Annotated in this window: 17 protein-coding genes; 8 read left to right on the top strand and 9 right to left on the bottom strand. The window is 71.2% G+C overall.

The genetic code is table 11. The annotated features are described in order from the left end of the window. Positions 1-3: 3 nt before the first annotated feature. Positions 4-537, bottom strand: coding sequence for a DUF2231 domain-containing protein (locus QI554_RS18115; RefSeq protein WP_281471079.1), 534 nt, complete (start codon positions 535-537; stop codon positions 4-6). A gap of 263 nt (positions 538-800) precedes the next feature. Between QI554_RS18115 and QI554_RS18110 the strand changes: the two genes are divergently transcribed. Then, positions 801-1,592, top strand: coding sequence for a DUF4097 family beta strand repeat-containing protein (locus QI554_RS18110; protein WP_281471078.1), 792 nt, complete (start codon positions 801-803; stop codon positions 1,590-1,592). A 24-nt stretch (positions 1,593-1,616) separates the two neighbouring features. Here QI554_RS18110 and QI554_RS18105 read toward each other — a convergent pair whose 3' ends face one another. The 5 genes from QI554_RS18105 to QI554_RS18085 form a co-directional block, all read right to left on the bottom strand. Then, the gene (locus QI554_RS18105; protein WP_281471077.1) at positions 1,617-2,168 is read right to left on the bottom strand and encodes a DUF2087 domain-containing protein; all 552 of its coding nucleotides are present in this window, start codon (positions 2,166-2,168) and stop codon (positions 1,617-1,619) included. 30 nt (positions 2,169-2,198) lie between these two features. Continuing rightward, complete coding sequence (locus QI554_RS18100; RefSeq protein ID WP_281471076.1) at positions 2,199-2,888, bottom strand: HAD family hydrolase; 690 nt, start codon at positions 2,886-2,888, stop codon at positions 2,199-2,201. Positions 2,889-2,979: 91 nt separating this feature from the next. Next, complete coding sequence (locus QI554_RS18095) at positions 2,980-4,089, bottom strand: ferritin-like domain-containing protein (protein WP_281471075.1); 1,110 nt, start codon at positions 4,087-4,089, stop codon at positions 2,980-2,982. 64 nt (positions 4,090-4,153) lie between these two features. Next, on the bottom strand, positions 4,154-4,711 hold the full coding sequence (locus QI554_RS18090) for a TetR/AcrR family transcriptional regulator (protein WP_425528002.1): 558 nt from the start codon (positions 4,709-4,711) through the stop codon (positions 4,154-4,156). A 1,311-nt stretch (positions 4,712-6,022) separates the two neighbouring features. After that, positions 6,023-6,766, bottom strand: a complete 744-nt coding sequence (locus tag QI554_RS18085; RefSeq protein ID WP_281471073.1) for a hypothetical protein — start codon at positions 6,764-6,766, stop codon at positions 6,023-6,025. A 172-nt stretch (positions 6,767-6,938) separates the two neighbouring features. Between QI554_RS18085 and hisN the strand changes: the two genes are divergently transcribed. After that, complete coding sequence (hisN, locus tag QI554_RS18080) at positions 6,939-7,727, top strand: histidinol-phosphatase (RefSeq protein ID WP_281471072.1); 789 nt, start codon at positions 6,939-6,941, stop codon at positions 7,725-7,727. A 201-nt stretch (positions 7,728-7,928) separates the two neighbouring features. After that, positions 7,929-8,330 carry a CBS domain-containing protein gene (locus tag QI554_RS18075; protein WP_281471071.1) on the top strand — a complete coding sequence of 134 codons (402 nt, stop codon included), beginning with the start codon at positions 7,929-7,931 and terminating at the stop codon, positions 8,328-8,330. Between the two features lie 54 nt (positions 8,331-8,384). Here the strand turns inward: QI554_RS18075 and QI554_RS18070 are convergent, their stop codons facing one another. Then, a complete protein-coding gene (locus tag QI554_RS18070) occupies positions 8,385-9,854 on the bottom strand; it encodes a catalase (protein ID WP_281471070.1) in 1,470 nt (489 codons plus the stop codon). 133 nt (positions 9,855-9,987) lie between these two features. Here QI554_RS18070 and QI554_RS18065 point away from each other — a divergent pair, with 133 nt between their 5' ends. Next, on the top strand, positions 9,988-10,404 hold the full coding sequence (locus tag QI554_RS18065; RefSeq protein WP_281471069.1) for a Fur family transcriptional regulator: 417 nt from the start codon (positions 9,988-9,990) through the stop codon (positions 10,402-10,404). A gap of 4 nt (positions 10,405-10,408) precedes the next feature. Here QI554_RS18065 and QI554_RS18060 read toward each other — a convergent pair whose 3' ends face one another. After that, complete coding sequence (locus tag QI554_RS18060) at positions 10,409-11,041, bottom strand: TetR/AcrR family transcriptional regulator (RefSeq protein WP_281471068.1); 633 nt, start codon at positions 11,039-11,041, stop codon at positions 10,409-10,411. Positions 11,042-11,144: 103 nt separating this feature from the next. On the opposite strand from QI554_RS18060, the gene QI554_RS18055 reads away from it, so the two are divergent. Then, positions 11,145-11,861 carry a rhomboid-like protein gene (locus QI554_RS18055; protein WP_281471067.1) on the top strand — a complete coding sequence of 239 codons (717 nt, stop codon included), beginning with the start codon at positions 11,145-11,147 and terminating at the stop codon, positions 11,859-11,861. 384 nt (positions 11,862-12,245) lie between these two features. Here QI554_RS18055 and QI554_RS18050 read toward each other — a convergent pair whose 3' ends face one another. After that, positions 12,246-12,962, bottom strand: a complete 717-nt coding sequence (locus tag QI554_RS18050; protein WP_281471066.1) for a hypothetical protein — start codon at positions 12,960-12,962, stop codon at positions 12,246-12,248. 384 nt (positions 12,963-13,346) lie between these two features. Here QI554_RS18050 and QI554_RS18045 point away from each other — a divergent pair, with 384 nt between their 5' ends. Genes QI554_RS18045 through QI554_RS18035 form a run of 3 tightly spaced genes read left to right on the top strand, consistent with a single transcriptional unit; the run spans position 13,347 to position 16,329 of the window. After that, positions 13,347-14,156, top strand: a complete 810-nt coding sequence (locus tag QI554_RS18045) for an ABC transporter ATP-binding protein (RefSeq protein WP_281471065.1) — start codon at positions 13,347-13,349, stop codon at positions 14,154-14,156. Further along, positions 14,153-15,148 carry an ABC transporter permease gene (locus QI554_RS18040; RefSeq protein ID WP_281471064.1) on the top strand — a complete coding sequence of 332 codons (996 nt, stop codon included), beginning with the start codon at positions 14,153-14,155 and terminating at the stop codon, positions 15,146-15,148. The genes QI554_RS18045 and QI554_RS18040 overlap by 4 nt, the downstream gene beginning before the upstream one ends. Before the next feature lie 17 nt (positions 15,149-15,165). Beyond that, positions 15,166-16,329, top strand: coding sequence for an ABC transporter substrate-binding protein (locus QI554_RS18035; RefSeq protein WP_281471117.1), 1,164 nt, complete (start codon positions 15,166-15,168; stop codon positions 16,327-16,329). The last annotated feature ends 44 nt before the right edge of the window (positions 16,330-16,373 follow it).

Below are 16,373 nucleotides of genomic sequence, written 5' to 3'. Positions count from 1 at the left end.
GGGTCAGCCGAGGAGCCGGTCGACCGGCGCGGACACCGCGTTGGTGCTCTGCACGACGGGCCGCCACACCGCCCGCGCGCCGGAGTCTCCGACCCGGATGACCTGAATGATCGTCAGCACGGCGGCGGCGACCGCGAGTACGCCCGCGACCGGGACGAGGAACGGCGGGAACGGGCGGCGGAACATCGCGCCGCGGTTGCGCTCACGCGCCACCAGCACGAGGACGATCGCGGTGACCAGCAGCGCGACGGCGTACCAGAGCAGGTCCTCGCCGCGGCTGATGTGGGTGCGCACGGCCGGCGGCCGGTCGTCGGCGTTCGGCCACAGCCGGTGGGCGAGCTTCTCGCCGCTCTCGCGGGTCACGTACACGACGACGAGCAGCACCGCGTCGAGGGCCACCACCCACCAGCCGAAGCGGGGCAGCCACGCCGGGCGCACCGCGACGGCGATCGTCGCGAGCGCCGCCACCGGCAGCCCGACCACGGTCAGGTGCAGGATCAGGATGTGCACGGGCAGACCGAACACCGTGTCGAACATGCGCGGACACTCCTTAGCGCCTCGGGGAAGCTCAACCGATCACATGATCAAACCGGACGACGGGACGGACGCTCCGGCACGCCTTGCACGTGCGGGAGGCCTCCCCGGTTCGACCGCGGCTCGAACCAGGTTCGAACACCGTGGTGGGGCTGTCCCTACCACCGATCGGGGAGGGCGCTGCATGCCGCCGGTCCGGGACCGGCTCATAGGCTCATCGCATCGGAGTACAGCGTCGTCCCCGTCCGAACCACCCAGGAGCCTTCATGTCCCGCCCGATGCGCGTCGCCCTGTTCACCGTCGGGGGCGTGGTGGCGGCCGCGTCCATCGGCACGGCCGCGTACATAGGGCTGGTCGCGGTGTCGAGCCACGACGTGAAGGGGCACAACGACTTCCTCTTCAGCGGGCAGACGCTCACCATCACCAGCGACGGCGGCGAGATCAACCTCGTGCCCGGCGACGCGGGCGTGATCAAGGTCGACCGCACGACGACCGAGAGCATCAACGGCAGCGACCCGGAGTGGGAGCTGAGCAACGGCAAGCTGCGCCTGGACACCAACTGCCCGAGTTTCCTCAACCTGTTCTGCGACGGGAAGTACGACGTCCAGGTGCCGAAGGGCGTGGACATCGTCGTCCGGGACGACAACGGCTCGATCCACGTGAACTCGCTCGCCCAGAACCTCGACCTGCGCAGCGACAACGGGTCGATCCACGTGAACGACTCGCGCGTCGACAACCTGAGGATGGAGAGCGACAACGGGTCCATCTCCGTCAACCGCAGCTTCGTCCAGACGCTCAACGCCTCGTCGGACAACGGCAGCTTCAACGCGCACCTGAACAGCGCGCCCGTGTTCGTGAAGGCCTCGTCGGACAACGGCAGCCTGAAGCTCTACGTCCCCGAGGGACCCGAGACGTACAAGATCTCCGCGTCCACCGACAACGGCTCGAAGGACATCGGCAGCGTCCGCACCGCGCCGGACGGCCGCCCCGTCACCCTGTCGTCGGACAACGGCTCGGTGAAGATGGGCTACTGGACGCCGCCGCCGGCCGCGCAGTAGCCCCACGACGGGCGGGACCCGCCGTCACTCGACGTCGAACGTCCCGCCCGTGCGCCAGTACGAGCCGCCCTCCCGGCCGAGGAACCCCTCGTCGACCAGGTGCCGGCGCAGCGCCGTCGGGTCGTCGGTGTACCGCTGCAGCGCTTCGCCGACCTCGGTCTCCGAGTAGTGCAGGCCGGGCTCGAACGTGCCCGCGACGTGGTCGAGGACGACCAGCCGCTTGGCGCGCTGCGCGGGCAGCTGCTGGATGCGGCCGTCGACCAGGTAGGTGCGCAGTACGGCGACCTCGGCCGAGGTGCGGCCGGGGTACGCGGCCTCGGGCGGGCCGTCGGCGTTCAGCACGGCCTCGCGCAGGCGTTCGGGGCACGCGTGCCAGCCGTCGCCCACCCGCACCGCGAGGCCCGCCGCCTCGAACCGGGCCAGGATCCGCACGGCGTCCCCCGGCGCGAGCCCGGCCCGCTCGGCGATCTGCGCGGTGCCGCGGGTGCCGAGGACCAGCACGGCGAACACCCGCAACCGGGTCTGGTCGGCGAGCAGTCCGAGCAGTTGCGTGGCGTCGTCGGCTGCGGCTGACATGGCCTGAATCCTAAGGGCGCGGACCCGGCGTCAGGCGCCGCGCACGCCCAACTCGTCGATGTGGGTGAGCAGATCGCCCGGCTCCTCGTACACCCGGAAGGCGGACGCCCGCTCCAGCTCGTCCTGGCCGTAGCCGCCGGACAGCAGGCCGACGCCGAGCGAGCCGGCGCGGCGCGCGGCCAGCAGGTCCCACACGCTGTCGCCGACCACGACGCAGTGCCGCGGGTCGACGTCGAGTTTGGCGGCGCCGGCCAGGAACAGGTCCGGGTCGGGCTTGGCGCGGGCGACCTCGTCGCGGGTGACCATCGGCAGGTCGGCGGGCGCGCCGAGCTTGGCGAGCATCGGCTCGGCGCCGGCGCGGCGGCCGCTGGTGGCGATCGTCCACTTGATGCCGACGTTCGTGAGGTGGCGCAGCAGCTCGGGCGCGCCCGGCAGCGGCTCGACCTCGGCGACGCGCGCCGCGTAGTGCCGGCCGTGGGCGTCCTGGAGCGCCTCGACCTGCGCGTCGTCCAGGACGATGCCGGTCTCGCGCTGCACGCCCTTCACGAACAGGCCGCCGCTCATGCCGATCTTGCGGTGGATGCGCCAGGTCGCCAGCGGGATGCCGGCCTCGCGCAACGCCTCCTGCCACGAGATGACGTGCTGGTAGACGCTGTCGACGAGGGTCCCGTCGAGGTCGAACACGAACGCCGGGGCCGGAGGACGGACAAGATCGCTCATACCGCCAAACCTAACGCGCCGCCGCCCCGCGACGCGGCCATCCGCGGGGGCGCGCCGCCCGGGCGGGCCGCGCGCCCCCCGCCGTCCGGGCTCAGTCCTCCGCGCCCAGCGCGACCATCTCGGCGACCTCGTCGGCGCGCGCCGCCTCCTCGGCCGTGAACCGCCGCTTGCGGTCGATCTCCTCGGCGGTGTCCTCGTCGGCGCGCATCATCACGTCGAGGTCGGTGTCGGCCATGTCGAGCACGCCCATGTCCGCGAACGCGTCGCGCACCTTGGGGCCCCACAGCCCGATGTCCTTGATGCACGGCGCGATGCGGCTGAACAGCAGTTTGCGGAACGCCCGCAGCCACTCGGAGTTCGCGGTGGCCTCGGTCGCCTCGCGCTTGTCGATGTCGAAGTTGGTCCACACCTCCTCGCCGCGCAGCCGGTCGCGCATCAGGTAGCAGCCGTGCACGACGAAGTCCTCGCGCTCGGCGAGCTCGGCGTCGGTCAGCTCGCGGTAGTAGTCGCGCAGCGCGAGGCGGCCGAACGCGACGTGCCGGGCCTCGTCCTGCATCACGTACGCGAGGATCTGCTTGGGCAGTTCGACCGGTGTCAGGTCGCGCAGCATGCCGAACGCGGCGAGCGCGAGGCCCTCGATGAGCACCTGCATGCCGAGGTAGGGCATGTCCCAGCGGGAGTCGGACAGGGTGTCGTCGAGGAGTTCCTTCAGCTGCGGGTTGATCGGGTAGTAGAGGCCGACCTTCTCCTTGAGGAACCGCGCGTAGGTCTCGGCGTGCCGGGCCTCGTCCATGGTCTGGGTCGCGGCGTAGAACTTCGCGTCCAGGTCCGGGACCGACTCGACGATGCGCGCGCTGCACACCATCGCGCCCTGTTCGCCGTGCAGGAACTGGCTGAACTGCCAGGCGACGCTGTGCCGGGTCAGTTCGTCGCGCTCGCGCTGCGACATCTTGTTCCAGCTGGGGGTGCCGTAGAGGGCGTGGGTCTCCTCGGGCAGGCCGAGCGGCTTGACGGGGTCGACGGGCAGCGACCAGTCGATGCGGCGGGCGGCGTCCCACTGCTTGTCCTTGCCCTTGGCGTACAGCGACAGCAGCCGGTCGCGCCCGTCGTCGTACTCCCAGGTGAAGCGGGCGGAACCGGTCGCGGGGACTTCCCACACCTGCATCTCGGCAGGTAGCGCGTACAGTTCGTGCGTCGACACGGGCGATCTCCTTCGGAGCCGGTGGTGCGTGTGACGTTCGGGGGGCGTTGCGGGGGACGCGGGGTCAGCCGGACGCGGTCAGCAGCCGGCGGACCAGGACGGCGATGTGGTCGGCGGTCACCTCGGCCGCCTCGGTGGGCACGACCAGGTGCGAGACCGTGATGCGGACGGCCATCTCGGCCACCCACGCCACCTCGTCGGGGTCCAGGTCGGGGAAGCGCTCCAGGAGCACCGCGGCCGCGGCGTCCCGGAACAGCACCAGCAGGCCCGCGGAGCGGGTGGTCAGGGTGGGGAGCAGGCCCGCGGCCTCGTCGGTCAGCGCGGCCTTGATGAGCAGGTTCTGGCGGGCCTCGTGGAGCGACCACAGCGTCGCGGCGCGGACGCAGTCGCCCGCGTCGCCGGTCGAGGCGCGGCAGGCCTCCGCGGTGCCGGCCAGGAAACGGTCGGCCTCGTGCCGGGTCAGCGCCTCGGCCAGCGCGTCCTTGCCGCCGAACTCGTTGTAGAGGGTCTGGCGTGAGACGCCCGCCGCCGCGGCGACGTCGGCCATGCGCGTGGTCGCCCAGTTGCCGGCGACGGCCGCGTCGCGGGCGGCGTCGAGCAGTGCCTGACGTACGGACAACACGTGCTCCCCTCGGGGACGGACCGGCGGTCTGTGCTTTACACGTGGAGGCTTGGTGTCAACCAGGATTGTCCCGGTCGGGTGCGGCCGTCAAGAGCGTGTACGGGGCAACTATGTGCCGGCGAGCGGGGCGTCAGACGGGTGGAATCCCGGCCGCCGGGCACCGCACCCTCGCCACTGCCCACACGCACACGAGGTTCACCGGGGCAGGTGCGATGCCTGGGCCACGGCGCTGCGCCAGCTCGAACAGTCGCGGCCCGCGGTGCTCATCAGACCGGTCACCGAACAGGGCTTCGGGCCGATGGGCTGCGGGCCGATGGGCTGCGGCATGGACTGCGCGTGGCCGCACCGGGATCGGGCCGATGGGCTGCGGCATGGACTGCGCCTGGCATGCACCGTTCCCGGCCTGGCTGGTGGCGGTGTCCTGGCGCCCCTCCCGATTTTTGATGGTCCGCGCGGCCGAACGGCTGTCAAGCCGCGGTGGATCTCCTACGAACAGGCGGCCTGTCGCGCGCTGGTGGGGGCGGCTTGACAGCCGCCCGTCCGCGCAGACAACCCGGCAGCTATCGGGAGGGGCGCGGGGTGTGAAGGCGCTTTGGTCGCGTTGGTCGTGCCGGGCTGCGGTCCCAGCGTGGTGGGCGGCGCGGCTTCACGCCGAGTGTGCCGCGCTGCCGGGCTGCGGTCGCCGACCTCTCATCTCTCACTGACAACGGTTTTCAAAAGAACCAGATGGCAACATGTGGCCATTTGGTTCTTTTGACGCAAAGCCAATAAGGGATTCGGCGCCTCAATGCCCGATTTTGGTGCGATATGAGAACTGTGAAGCCCGGTCACCGGTCGTCAAAGGTGGCCGCCCGCCCCACGCTGGGACCGCAGCCCGGCGACGCAGCGCACCCGATGCGGCTCCACACCGCCTCCCCCTCCCGATAGTTGCCGAGGTTTTAGCGCGGCCGGGCGGCTGTCAAGGCGCCTCCCCGGCACGCGACAGGCCGCCTGTTGACGACTGATCCACCGCGCCTTGACAGGCGACCGGCCGCGCGGACAATCACAAATCGGGAGGGGGAGGTGGCCACCGCCAGCGTGCAGGTCCGGGACGGTGCAGGTCTTCGACGGCCACGCCGCAACAGCCGAGGCCTTGGCCGCCTTCGACGGCCGGGCGGCCCGCTCGCTACGCGAGAGCACGGGCCCGATCAACGCCTGAGTCCGGCAACGGCCTTGGGCCGGCCGGAAGGCCGGCAACGGCTTTCAGCCAGACGGTCCGCGACCTCATCCGCGCCACCGGGCCCGACGCAGCGGTCGCGGGCGCGCCGTCGCTCAGTCCTCGGACGTGCTCTCGTCCTCGCTGGCGTCCGGCGCCTTCCCGTCGTCGTCCGACGCCTTCCCGTCGTCGGTCGCGTCCGCCGCAGGCGGCGGGGTGGCGGGGAGGGGCGGAAGCGGTGGCAGGGGCGGAAGCGGCGGCAGCGTGGCCGCCAGCGGTTCGGCGGGCTTTGCAGGGATCGCCGGGGCCGATTCGGGATCCGGCTTCGCGGTCGGCGCCGGAGGGGTCGTCGTCGGCTTCGGCGGAACCGCGGGCTCGGCGGCAGGCGCCGGGGCGGGCTCCGGCGACGCGGTGGCCTGCTTCGGCGGCGTGGGCCCGCTCGGCACAGCGCTCGTGACCGACGGGGACTCGGGGCTGGTCGAGGGCTCCGGGATCGCGCCGAGGCGCTTACGGAGCCGCTGGCGGCGGCGGCCGAGGGTCTTCGTCTGCACGGGGTGGGCGTCCCGTACGGCCGAGGGAAGGGCGAACCAGGCTTCCAGGACCGCGAGGGCCTGGGGGCGTTCGCCGCCGCGTTCGAGCAGGTCGGCGGCGCGTTCGTAGGTCCACGGGGTGTCCATCCCCGCGCTCACGCCGTGCAGGAGAGTGCCGAGCTCGCGCAGGTCCTCACCGGCGAACCGGGCCGCGAGCGTTGTGCCGTCCAGCGTCCAGCCGTCGAGACTGCGGCGCGGGGCCACCAGCGCCGGCACCTGGAACGCTTCCTTGTCGCGCGCACGCCCGCGCCCGACCCCGAACAGTGCCATCGAGGCCCCGACCCCTTCCGCCGTCACGCTGCACACCCGAGTGCACCCGAAGCGTACGAGGCGTCACGGACGCCGCGAAAGGGCGCCGGTCGGCCGACCGCCCCCGGTGCGCCCCCACGCCACCCCGTGCCCGCGTGGCAGCGCCCGCCCCGGAGCGGCTAGTGTTCGCGCCATGCCCGGCTACGACGACGACCTGCGCCTCGCCCACGTCCTCGCGGACGCCGCCGACGCGACCACGCTCGACCGCTTCAAGGCGCTCGACCTGAAGATCGAGACCAAGCCGGACATGACGCCGGTGAGCGACGCGGACAAGGCCGCCGAGGAGCTGATCCGCGCGCAGCTGGGCCGTGCCAGGCCGCGCGACGCGGTGCTCGGCGAGGAGTACGGCGCGACGGGCCACGGCCCGCGCCGCTGGGTGATCGACCCGATCGACGGCACCAAGAACTTCGTGCGCGGCGTCCCGGTCTGGGCGACGCTGATCGCGCTGATGGACGGCGACGAGGTCGTCGTGGGCCTGGTGTCGGCGCCGGCGCTGGGCCGCCGCTGGTGGGCCTCGAAGGGCGCGGGCGCGTTCACCGGCCGCAGCCTGTCGCAGGCGTCGCGGATCCACGTGTCGAAGGTCGCGAGCGTCGAGGACGCGTCGTTCTCGTACTCGAGCCTGGGCGGCTGGGAGGACCGGGGCGCGCTGGACAACATGCTCGACCTGACGCGCGCGGTGTGGCGCAGCCGGGCGTACGGCGACTTCTGGTCGTACATGCTGGTCGCCGAGGGCGCGGTGGACATGTGCGCGGAGCCCGAGGTCAACCTGTGGGACCTGGCGGCGCTGTCGGTGATCGTGACCGAGGCGGGCGGCAAGTTCACGTCGCTGTCCGGGATTCCGAGCCCCGCCGAGGGTGACGCGGCGGCCTCCAACGGCCTGCTGCACGAGGACCTGCTCGGGTACCTGACGCAGCCCGCCTGATCCGCGTCAGCCAACCACTCCGATAGCAAGAAATTCTCGGTAAATCCCGACAAAGCTTTCGCCAGTCGGTAGGGCCGTGTGACCATAAGAATGCATCCGCTTGTGAACTTGTGAACGCGTTCTCAAGGGTCTCCAGGGCCGTCGAGGGCGCGTACCCGGCTCACGGGCGCCGGCCCGACCCCCTTGTGGAGGTGGTGCACCATGCTCGTACGCGACGGCATGAGCACGGTCGTCCTGACCATCGGCCCGACCCACACCCTGCGCGACGCCGCCCGGCTCATGGCAGCCCGGCAGATCGGCGCCGCCGTCGTCATCGATCCCGACACCAGCGGGATCGGCATCCTGACCGAACGGGACATCCTCGTCTCGCTGGGGTCCGAACAGGACCCCGACCGTGAGATCGCGGCCGACCACCTGACGTCGAACGTCGTGTTCGCGACGCCGCACTGGACCCTCCAGGACGCCGCCGCCGCCATGACCCGCGGCAACTTCCGGCACCTCGTCGTCCTCGACCGGGACGACGTGGTCGGCATCATCTCGGTCCGCGACATCGTGCGCTGCACGCTGCAGGAGCAGGCCAGGGCCGCGGAACTGGTGGGATGACTGCGGTGGCCGGCCGGGTCTCGAGGGCGCCGGCCGGCCACCGGATCACGGGGCTCAGCCGGTCCGCAGGGCCTTGACCGCGGCCTCCAGCCGGTCGCCGTAATCGGCGTCCGCGGCACGGAAGTTGGCGATCGCGCGGTCGACGATGTCGTCGCGTGAGACCTGGGCGACGAAGCCCGCCAGGTTGGCGATCAGGCGGGCGCGCTCGTCTTCGCCCATGAGCCGATAGAGGTTGCCGGCCTGCACGAAGTCGTCGTCCTCCACGTGCGCGGGGGCGGCGAACGTGCCGGTCCGACCCGACACCTGGCCGGGCGCGAAGACCGGCTCACCGGTCTCGTACGGGCCGCCGAAGCTGTTCGGCTCGTAGTTCTTCGCGCGCCCCGCGGCGTTGGTCGCCATCGCGCCGTCGCGGCCGTGGTTGTTCGCGGCTGTGGCGTGCGGGGCGTTGACCGCCAGCTGGGTGTGGTTGACGCCCAGGCGGTACCGGTGCGCGTCCGCGTAGGCGAACAGCCGTCCCTGGAGCATCTTGTCGGGCGACGGACCGATGCCCGGAACGAAGTTGTTCGGCGAGAACGCGGCCTGCTCGACCTCCGCGAACACGTTCTCCGGGTTGCGGTCGAGCACGAGCCGGCCCACCTCGATGAGCGGGTAGTCGGCCTGCGGCCACACCTTGGTCAGGTCGAACGGGTTGAAGCGGTACGTGGCCGCGTCCGCCACCGGCATGAGCTGCACCTTGAGCGTCCACGACGGGAACCGGCCCGCGTCGACGGCCTGGTGGAGGTCGCGCTGGTGGGAGTCGGGGTCGGCGCCGGCGAGCGCTGCGGCGTCCTCGGCGGTCAGGTTCCGGATGCCCTGGTCGGTCTTGAAGTGGTACTTCACCCAGAACGCCTCGCCCTGGGCGTTGACCCACTGGTAGGTGTGCGAGCCGTAGCCGTTCATGTGCCGGTACGACGCGGGGATGCCGCGGTCGCCGAACAGCCACGTCACCTGGTGCGTGGCCTCGGGCGACAGGGACCAGAAGTCCCAGACGTTGTCGGCCTCCTGCACGCCCGTGTACGGGTCGCGCTTCTGCGTGTGGATGAAGTCCGGGAACTTCAGCGGGTCCTTGATGAAGAACACCGGCGTGTTGTTGCCGACCAGGTCGTAGTTGCCCTGCTCGGTGTAGAACTTCACGGCGAACCCGCGCGGGTCGCGCACCGCGTCCGCCGCGCCCAGGTTGCCCGCCACCGTCGAGAACCGCGCGAACACCTCGGTGCGGCGCCCCGGTTCGGCCAGGAAGTGGGCCTTGGTGAAGCGCGTGACGTCGGCCGTCACCTCGAAGTAGCCGTACGCGCCCGAGCCGCGCGCATGCACGATCCGCTCCGGGATGCGCTCGCGGTTGAACCGCGCGAGCTTCTCCAGCAGGTACTGGTCCTGGAGCAGCAGCGGGCCGCCGACGCCGGCCTGCGCGGAGTTCTGGTTGTCGGCGACGGGGGCGCCGGACTCGGTGGTGAGGGTGGCGCGCGAGGCGTTGCGGTCGGTCATTGTTCTCCCCTTCGGACCCCGGGGGACCTCCCCCGGCCAGCGGAACGATCGCCAAACTAGATCCGAACTTAGATTTTGTCTAGCTCAATACTTAGACTAGTTCTAAGACTGGCGCGGGTGTACCCTTCCCCGCATGAGCGACCTTCTGGAACGACTCCGCGACCGGGGATGGCGGCTCACCGCGCAGCGCCGCGTCGTGGCCGAGGTCCTGAACGGCGACCACGTCCACCTCACCGCCGACGAGGTGCACGAGCGCGCGGGCCGGCTGCTCCCCGAGATCAGCCGCGCGACCGTCTACAACACGCTGGGCGAACTCGTCGCGCTCGGTGAGGTCCTCGAGGTCAGCACGGACGGCCGCGCCAAGCGGTACGACCCCAACGCGCGCCACCGGCACCACCACCTGGTGTGCACGAACTGCCGGACGATCCGCGATGTTCCGGCGGACGAGACGACCGACGCCCCGCCCTCCGGCGACTGCTTCGGGTTCCGGATCTCGGACGTCGAGATCACCTACCGGGGGCTGTGCCCCGACTGCCAGGCCAAGGCCTGACGCGCTATCCGGCCGCGACCGCCTCGGGCGCGCACATCGGCGCCGCCACCGAGTCCGGCGACACCGACTCCGGCGACCAGGCGCCGTCCAGCGGCCCGGTGAGGCAGCGCTGCAGCGCGGGGGCGAGCCACGCGACGACCTCGTCGCGGGTCATGTCCACGACCGGTCCGATGCGCAGGATGTAGCGGCACAGCGCGAACCCGAGCACCTGCGAGACGAGCAGGCCGGCCCGACGCTGCGCCTGCGCGGCGTCGGGGCACACGGCCGTGACGATCGGGCAGAGCTTCTCCCGGGAGATGACCCGCAGCCGCTCGGCGGCCTCCTCGTTCGTGACGCTGGTGCGCAGCAGCACCATGAAGGCCTCGTCGTCCTCCCAGCGCCGCGTGAAGTGCTCGGCGAGCACACGGCCGAGGGTCTCGGGAGGCAGGGCGGACAGGCCGGGCAGCCCGAGGTCGAACTCGGCGGCGGCCGCGAAGAGCTTGTCCTTGCTGCCGAAGTAGCGCATGACCATGGCCGGGTCGATCCCCGCGTCGGCGGCGATGGCCCGGATCGTCGCACGCTCGAAGCCGTCGGTCGCGAAGCGCTCGCGCGCGGCGGCGAGGATGGCGCACTTCGTGTCCTGTGACGTCCTTCTCATCTCAACAAGCGTAGGCCAACACGTGTTGACCCGCCATAAAACCGGGTGCAGACTCGTGCCAACGGTTGTTGGCCTACGACCGTTGGCACGGGAGGGGCGCACAGTGACCACAGTCACGGGCACCGACACACGGCCGGCACACCCGCCGGCGCACACCCGCACAGCGGCACTCGCCGCGACCACGGCCGCCGCAACCACGGCACTCCGACGCGCGGCGGCCGTCCTACCGCACCCCCGGCGCACGCCGGTGACGTTCTGGTACCTCGCGGTCCTGCTGGTCACCACCCAGCTGCGGCGGATGCTGCCCGAGGACACCGTCGAGCGACTGGTCTCCGGGTCCAGCACCGACGCGTACCACCTGACGCACAGCCCGCTCCGCGTCCTGATCGCGAGCGCGCTGTGGACGGCCGGCGGACTGTGGACGCTCTACGCCGTCCAGTTCAGCCTGATCCTCGCCCCGCTCGAACGCCGCGTCGGCGGCCGGCGCCTGCTCATGGTCTTCGCCTCCGGCCACATCGCCGCGACCCTCGCCACCGAACTCCCCATCGCCGCCATGGTGGGCTTCAACCACCTCCCGGACGACTCGGCCCACCGCGTCGACGTCGGCGTGAGCTTCGGCCTCTACGCGACGGCAGGCGCCCTCATGGGCCTGCTCACACTCCGACACAGGCTGCTCGGCCTGGCGCTCATCGCCGCCACCCTGATCCCCGACGTCCTCGAACTGGACGACCCGGTAGCCGCCTTCGGCCACCCGTTCGCCCTGGCAGTAGGCATCCTGTGGTGGCCGGTCCTCACCAGAACACGAGTGACGCAAGTGTGACGCGAACACCCCCCAATGAGGGAGTTCTGGTGATTCGCATACGTGACGGCAAAGTGATGGGGGGTCGAGGCCGCGCCCCCGACCGAGTCGGACAAGCGCGGCCCCACGCTGGAACGACCCCCGGCAGCGCAACAAAACCAAGCAACAAAACCCGCCCGGAACCCCAAGCGAAACCGCAGCCCGGCAGGGAAACCAAACAAGCGCGTCCACACCCCGCGCCCCTCCCGCCAGGTACGAGGTGGTTCAGCGCGGACGGCCCGCAGGTCAAGCCGCAACCGAACCAGGCCACCAGACCAAGCGTTGGCAGGATCGGCTTGAGGCGCGGGCCGTCCGCGCGGAAAATCCAAGAGCGGGAGGGGCGTCAGGCCAAAACCACAAACCAGGTCAGGAACGGTGCAGCCGGGGCCCGTCACCCCGACACGCCTCGCGGTACACATCGAGGACGCCCGAAGCGCGGGAACGGCCCCGTCGAAGCTCAAGCAGCGGCAGGATCACCGCCGCCTCCTCCGCCTCCATCCGCCACATGAGCGCGATCCGGGCCCGCCGCCGCACCGGTTCCACCCAGTCGTCGGTACGCAGCGCGAGGACGGCCGCAGCCAGCGGCCCGGGCCGCGCGGCGAGCCGGACGACGGCCTCCTCACGCAGTCCGCCGTTCTCGTCCATGCCCGACAACGCGGCGACAGCCGGATGATCCGTCCGCCGAAGCAGCGCACGCCGCTCCCGGAGCCCGCCGAGCGCCTCGACGGAACCCGACCGCGAGAGCTCGTCGAGATCGACCAACGTCCGCGCGGGCACCCCGCCCAGGACATCCGCGGCAGCGTCGCGGTCCGCGTCGTCCCCGAGCACCGCGTCGCGCAGCGAAAACAACAGAGCGTCGGCCTCAGCACGCGGATACCCGGACGCAGCAAGCGCGCGCGTCACAGTGCCGAGCATGTGGCCGCGAACCCCACCGACAGGCGCCTCCCCCGGCGGCTGATAGGCGAAGGCGCCGAACGCTTTCCCGCCACGCATCTCACGCCGCGCCCCACGCATCTCACGCCGCGCCCGAGGCACCCGGTCCGTACCGGTCAGACCACGTCGCACCACACGCACCGCAACCACCGCCCCTACCGACGCCCGCCGGAGACCCACGTCGGAGACCCACCTCGCGGGGTACCAGCCTGCCTCACCCGTCGACCCCGCGCACGCACCACCCGTCGACCCTCCGCACGCACCACCCGTCGCACCCCCAACCACACCGCGCGCGCTTCCGTACCCACGACCCGCGTTTTCCGGCCGTACGCCGGCGCACGTCGGTGTGCATTTGTCGACCAACGGCTCATCCCTCTTGTCTCATCTGACACCCCGTCATATCGTCGCGCCGTTCACCGTCGGTGATCCTTTCGGGATCGCGAAATCCGCCGGTACGCGCCGAAGTACGTCGTCAGTACGTCGCCAGAACGCCGCTAGTACGCCGCCAGCACGCCCTGCCGGGGAGGACACCAGGTGACCGAAACCCCACCGTCCGGGAACCCGCCTCCCGACGCCCCTGTCAAGATCCACGCGACGGGCGTGACACGGCACTTCGGCCGCGGCACCAAACGCGTCGACGCCCTGGGGCCGATCGATCTCGACATCCGCACCGGCGAGTTCTGCTGCATCGTGGGCCCCTCCGGCTGCGGCAAGTCGACGTTCCTGCGCGTCGTCGCGGGGCTCGTCCGGCCGAGCGAGGGCCGCGTCGAGATCACCGCCGGGACGCCGCACCCGGCCGCGATGGTGTTCCAGGACTACGGCATCAGCCCGTGGAAGACCGTCCTGGCGAACGTCCGCTTCGGCCTGGACATCCAGCGGGTGCCCCGCAAGGAGGCCGACGCGCGCGCCCGCGACTGGCTCGCGCGCCTGAAGCTCGCGGAGTTCGCCGACGCCTACCCGGCCGCGCTGTCCGGCGGCATGCGGCAGCGCGTGTCGATCGCCCGCGCGCTCGCCGTGGAGCCGGAGATCCTGCTCATGGACGAGCCGTTCGCCGCGCTCGACGCGCAGCTCCGCACGATCCTTCAGGACGAGCTCCTGGAGATCTGCCAGGCCGACCGGCGCACCGTGCTGTTCGTGACGCACAGCCTGGAGGAGGCGTTGCTCCTCGGCGACCGCGTCCTCGTGATGTCGTCGCGCCCCGGGCGGGTGATCGCCGAGCGGGTCCCGCCGTTCGAGCGCCCGCGTACCGGAGCCGTCCGTACCTCCCCCGAGTTCGCCGCCATGCAGGCCGAGTTGTGGATGCTGCTGCGCGGCGAGGTGGAGACCTCAGGAGCCGCCCGATGAGCGACGGAACCACCGAAGCCACCGAAGCCGAAGCCGCCAAGGCCGAAGCCCCCGGAACCGCAGCCACCACACCCGACGGAACCAACGGAACCGTCGGAACCCCCGGAGCCCCCGGAGCCCCCGGAACCGAACAGGCCAAGCCCACCCCCACGCTCCTGCTCACCCGCTCCCCCGGCCCCGCCGAACTCGACCCGGACCGAGCCCGGCGCCGCCGCCGCACGCTGGAGATCACCCTCGGCATCGCCGTACCCCTGCTGCTGCTCCTGTGGTGGCAACTGGCCGTCCAGCAGAAGTGGATCGACTCGCGCATCTACCCCGCGCCGCAGACGATCCTCGAAGACGGCTGGAAGCGCCTCGTCGACGGCAAGCTGTGGCCGGACATCTGGGCCACCCTCAAGCGCGTCGTCCCGGGCTTCCTGCTCGGTTCGCTCGCCGGCTACGTCGTCGGCCTGCTGACCGGTTCGATCCCGCTGGTCCGCGCCGCGCTGGAACCGATGCTGGACGCCCTCTACGTCGTCCCCAAGCTCGCCCTGCTGCCGATCTTCCTGCTCATCTTCGGCCTCGGCGAGACCCCGCAGATCATGCTCGTCGCGGTCACCGTGTTCTTCCTGATCTGGATCCAGACGATGGCCGCCGTCCTCGCCGTCCCCGAGGGCTACCGCGAAGCCGCGACCGTCTTCGGCGCGAGCCAGTGGCAGATGTACCGGCACATCCTCATCCCCGCGTCGCTCCCACCCGTCGTGGTCGGGCTGCGCCTGGCGTCCGGAATGGCCGTCCTGGTGATCGTCGCGTCGGAAGGCCTCGCGTCGCCGAACAACGACGGCCTCGGCTACCTGATCTTCAACGCCAAGAACATCTTCGACCAGAAGGCGATGTACGTCGGCATCATCACCGTCGCCGTCGTCGGCGTGCTCTTCTCCGAACTCGTCCGGCTGATCGGCCGGCTGCTCACCCCCTGGGCCCCGGACCGCCGCGGCCCGGGCGGCTCCTGAGGAAAGGCAAGGTGTCCATGCCGCTGCTCCCGTCCCCCCGTGCGGGTCGCCGTACCGCACTCGCCACCGCACTGGTCGCCTGCACCGCGCTGCTGTCCGCCTGCGTGTCGTCCGACGACACCGACAACACCGCCAAGTCGGCGCCGACGCCGTCCGCGCAGGTCGCCTCGGTGCCCGGCTGCGAGAAGGGCTGGACCGACCCGGCCGACCTCTCGCCGACCAGAGCGCCGGCGCGCTGCGCGCCGAACACGCCGGCCGCGAAGCCGCTTCCGGCCAAGACGCACATCGTCGTGACGGCCGGCACGCTGTCGGCCGAGTACCTGGGCCCGATCCGGGTGGCCATCGCGAAGGGAGAGTTCGCGAAGGAGAACCTGGACGTCGAGCTCAAGCAGATGCCGTCGACGGACGCCATCACGCTGCTCTCCAAGGGCGAGATCGACGTGCTGTACTCGGCGCCCGAGGCCGGCATGGTCAACGCCGCCAAGCAGGGCTTCAACGTCAAGTGGGTGCTCGGCAACTACTCCTCGGACCCGAAGTCGAAGTCCGGCGTGTGGGTGCGCCTCAAGGACGGCCAGACCGCGGACCAGGTGGATCTGAAGGGCAAGACCTTCGGCAGCCTCGTGGGCAAGACGTCGATCATCATGTACCCGATCGCGTCGGTGCTGGAGAAGCACAACACCAAGGTCACCGACGTGCAGTTCAAGCAGTTGGACGCGCAGAGCAACATCCAGGCGCTGCAGAACGGCGGCGTCGACGCCGCATGGCTGCTCGACCCGGCGTGGAAGGACTTCGAGAACAAGCCGGGCTACGCGTTCCTCGGCGGCCAGCCGGCCGGCGAGCCGATCGGCGGCATGCTGTACGGGCCGAGCCTGCTCGACAAGAACCGTGCCGCGGGCACCGCGTTCGCGCGCGCGATGATCCGCACCGTGAGCACCTACTTCGCGGGCGACTACAAGGCGGACCCGGCGTTCGTGCAGGAGCTCGCGCAGATCCTCGGCAACAAGCCCGAACTGCTCGCCGCCGTACCGTCGTTGGTGACGGACTGGGAGATCCGCAAGGGCACCGTCGACAAGGCGGAGAAGATGTTCGTCGAGGGCGAGGTCGTCCAGGCGCCCGCGCTGCCCGAGGACAAGCTCGTCGACCGCTCCTTCTACGCCGAGGCCGTCGGGCACAGCGGATAGCCGAAGCCCGAAGCGTCTGAAAGAGCCGCCGGTCCCGGACGCCC

It is taken from the genome of Yinghuangia seranimata (assembly GCF_029953285.1).
Taxonomy (GTDB): domain Bacteria; phylum Actinomycetota; class Actinomycetes; order Streptomycetales; family Streptomycetaceae; genus Yinghuangia; species Yinghuangia seranimata.
The sequence above is the reverse complement of the archived record's forward strand: the minus strand, read 5'-3'. Positions and strand labels throughout refer to the sequence as shown.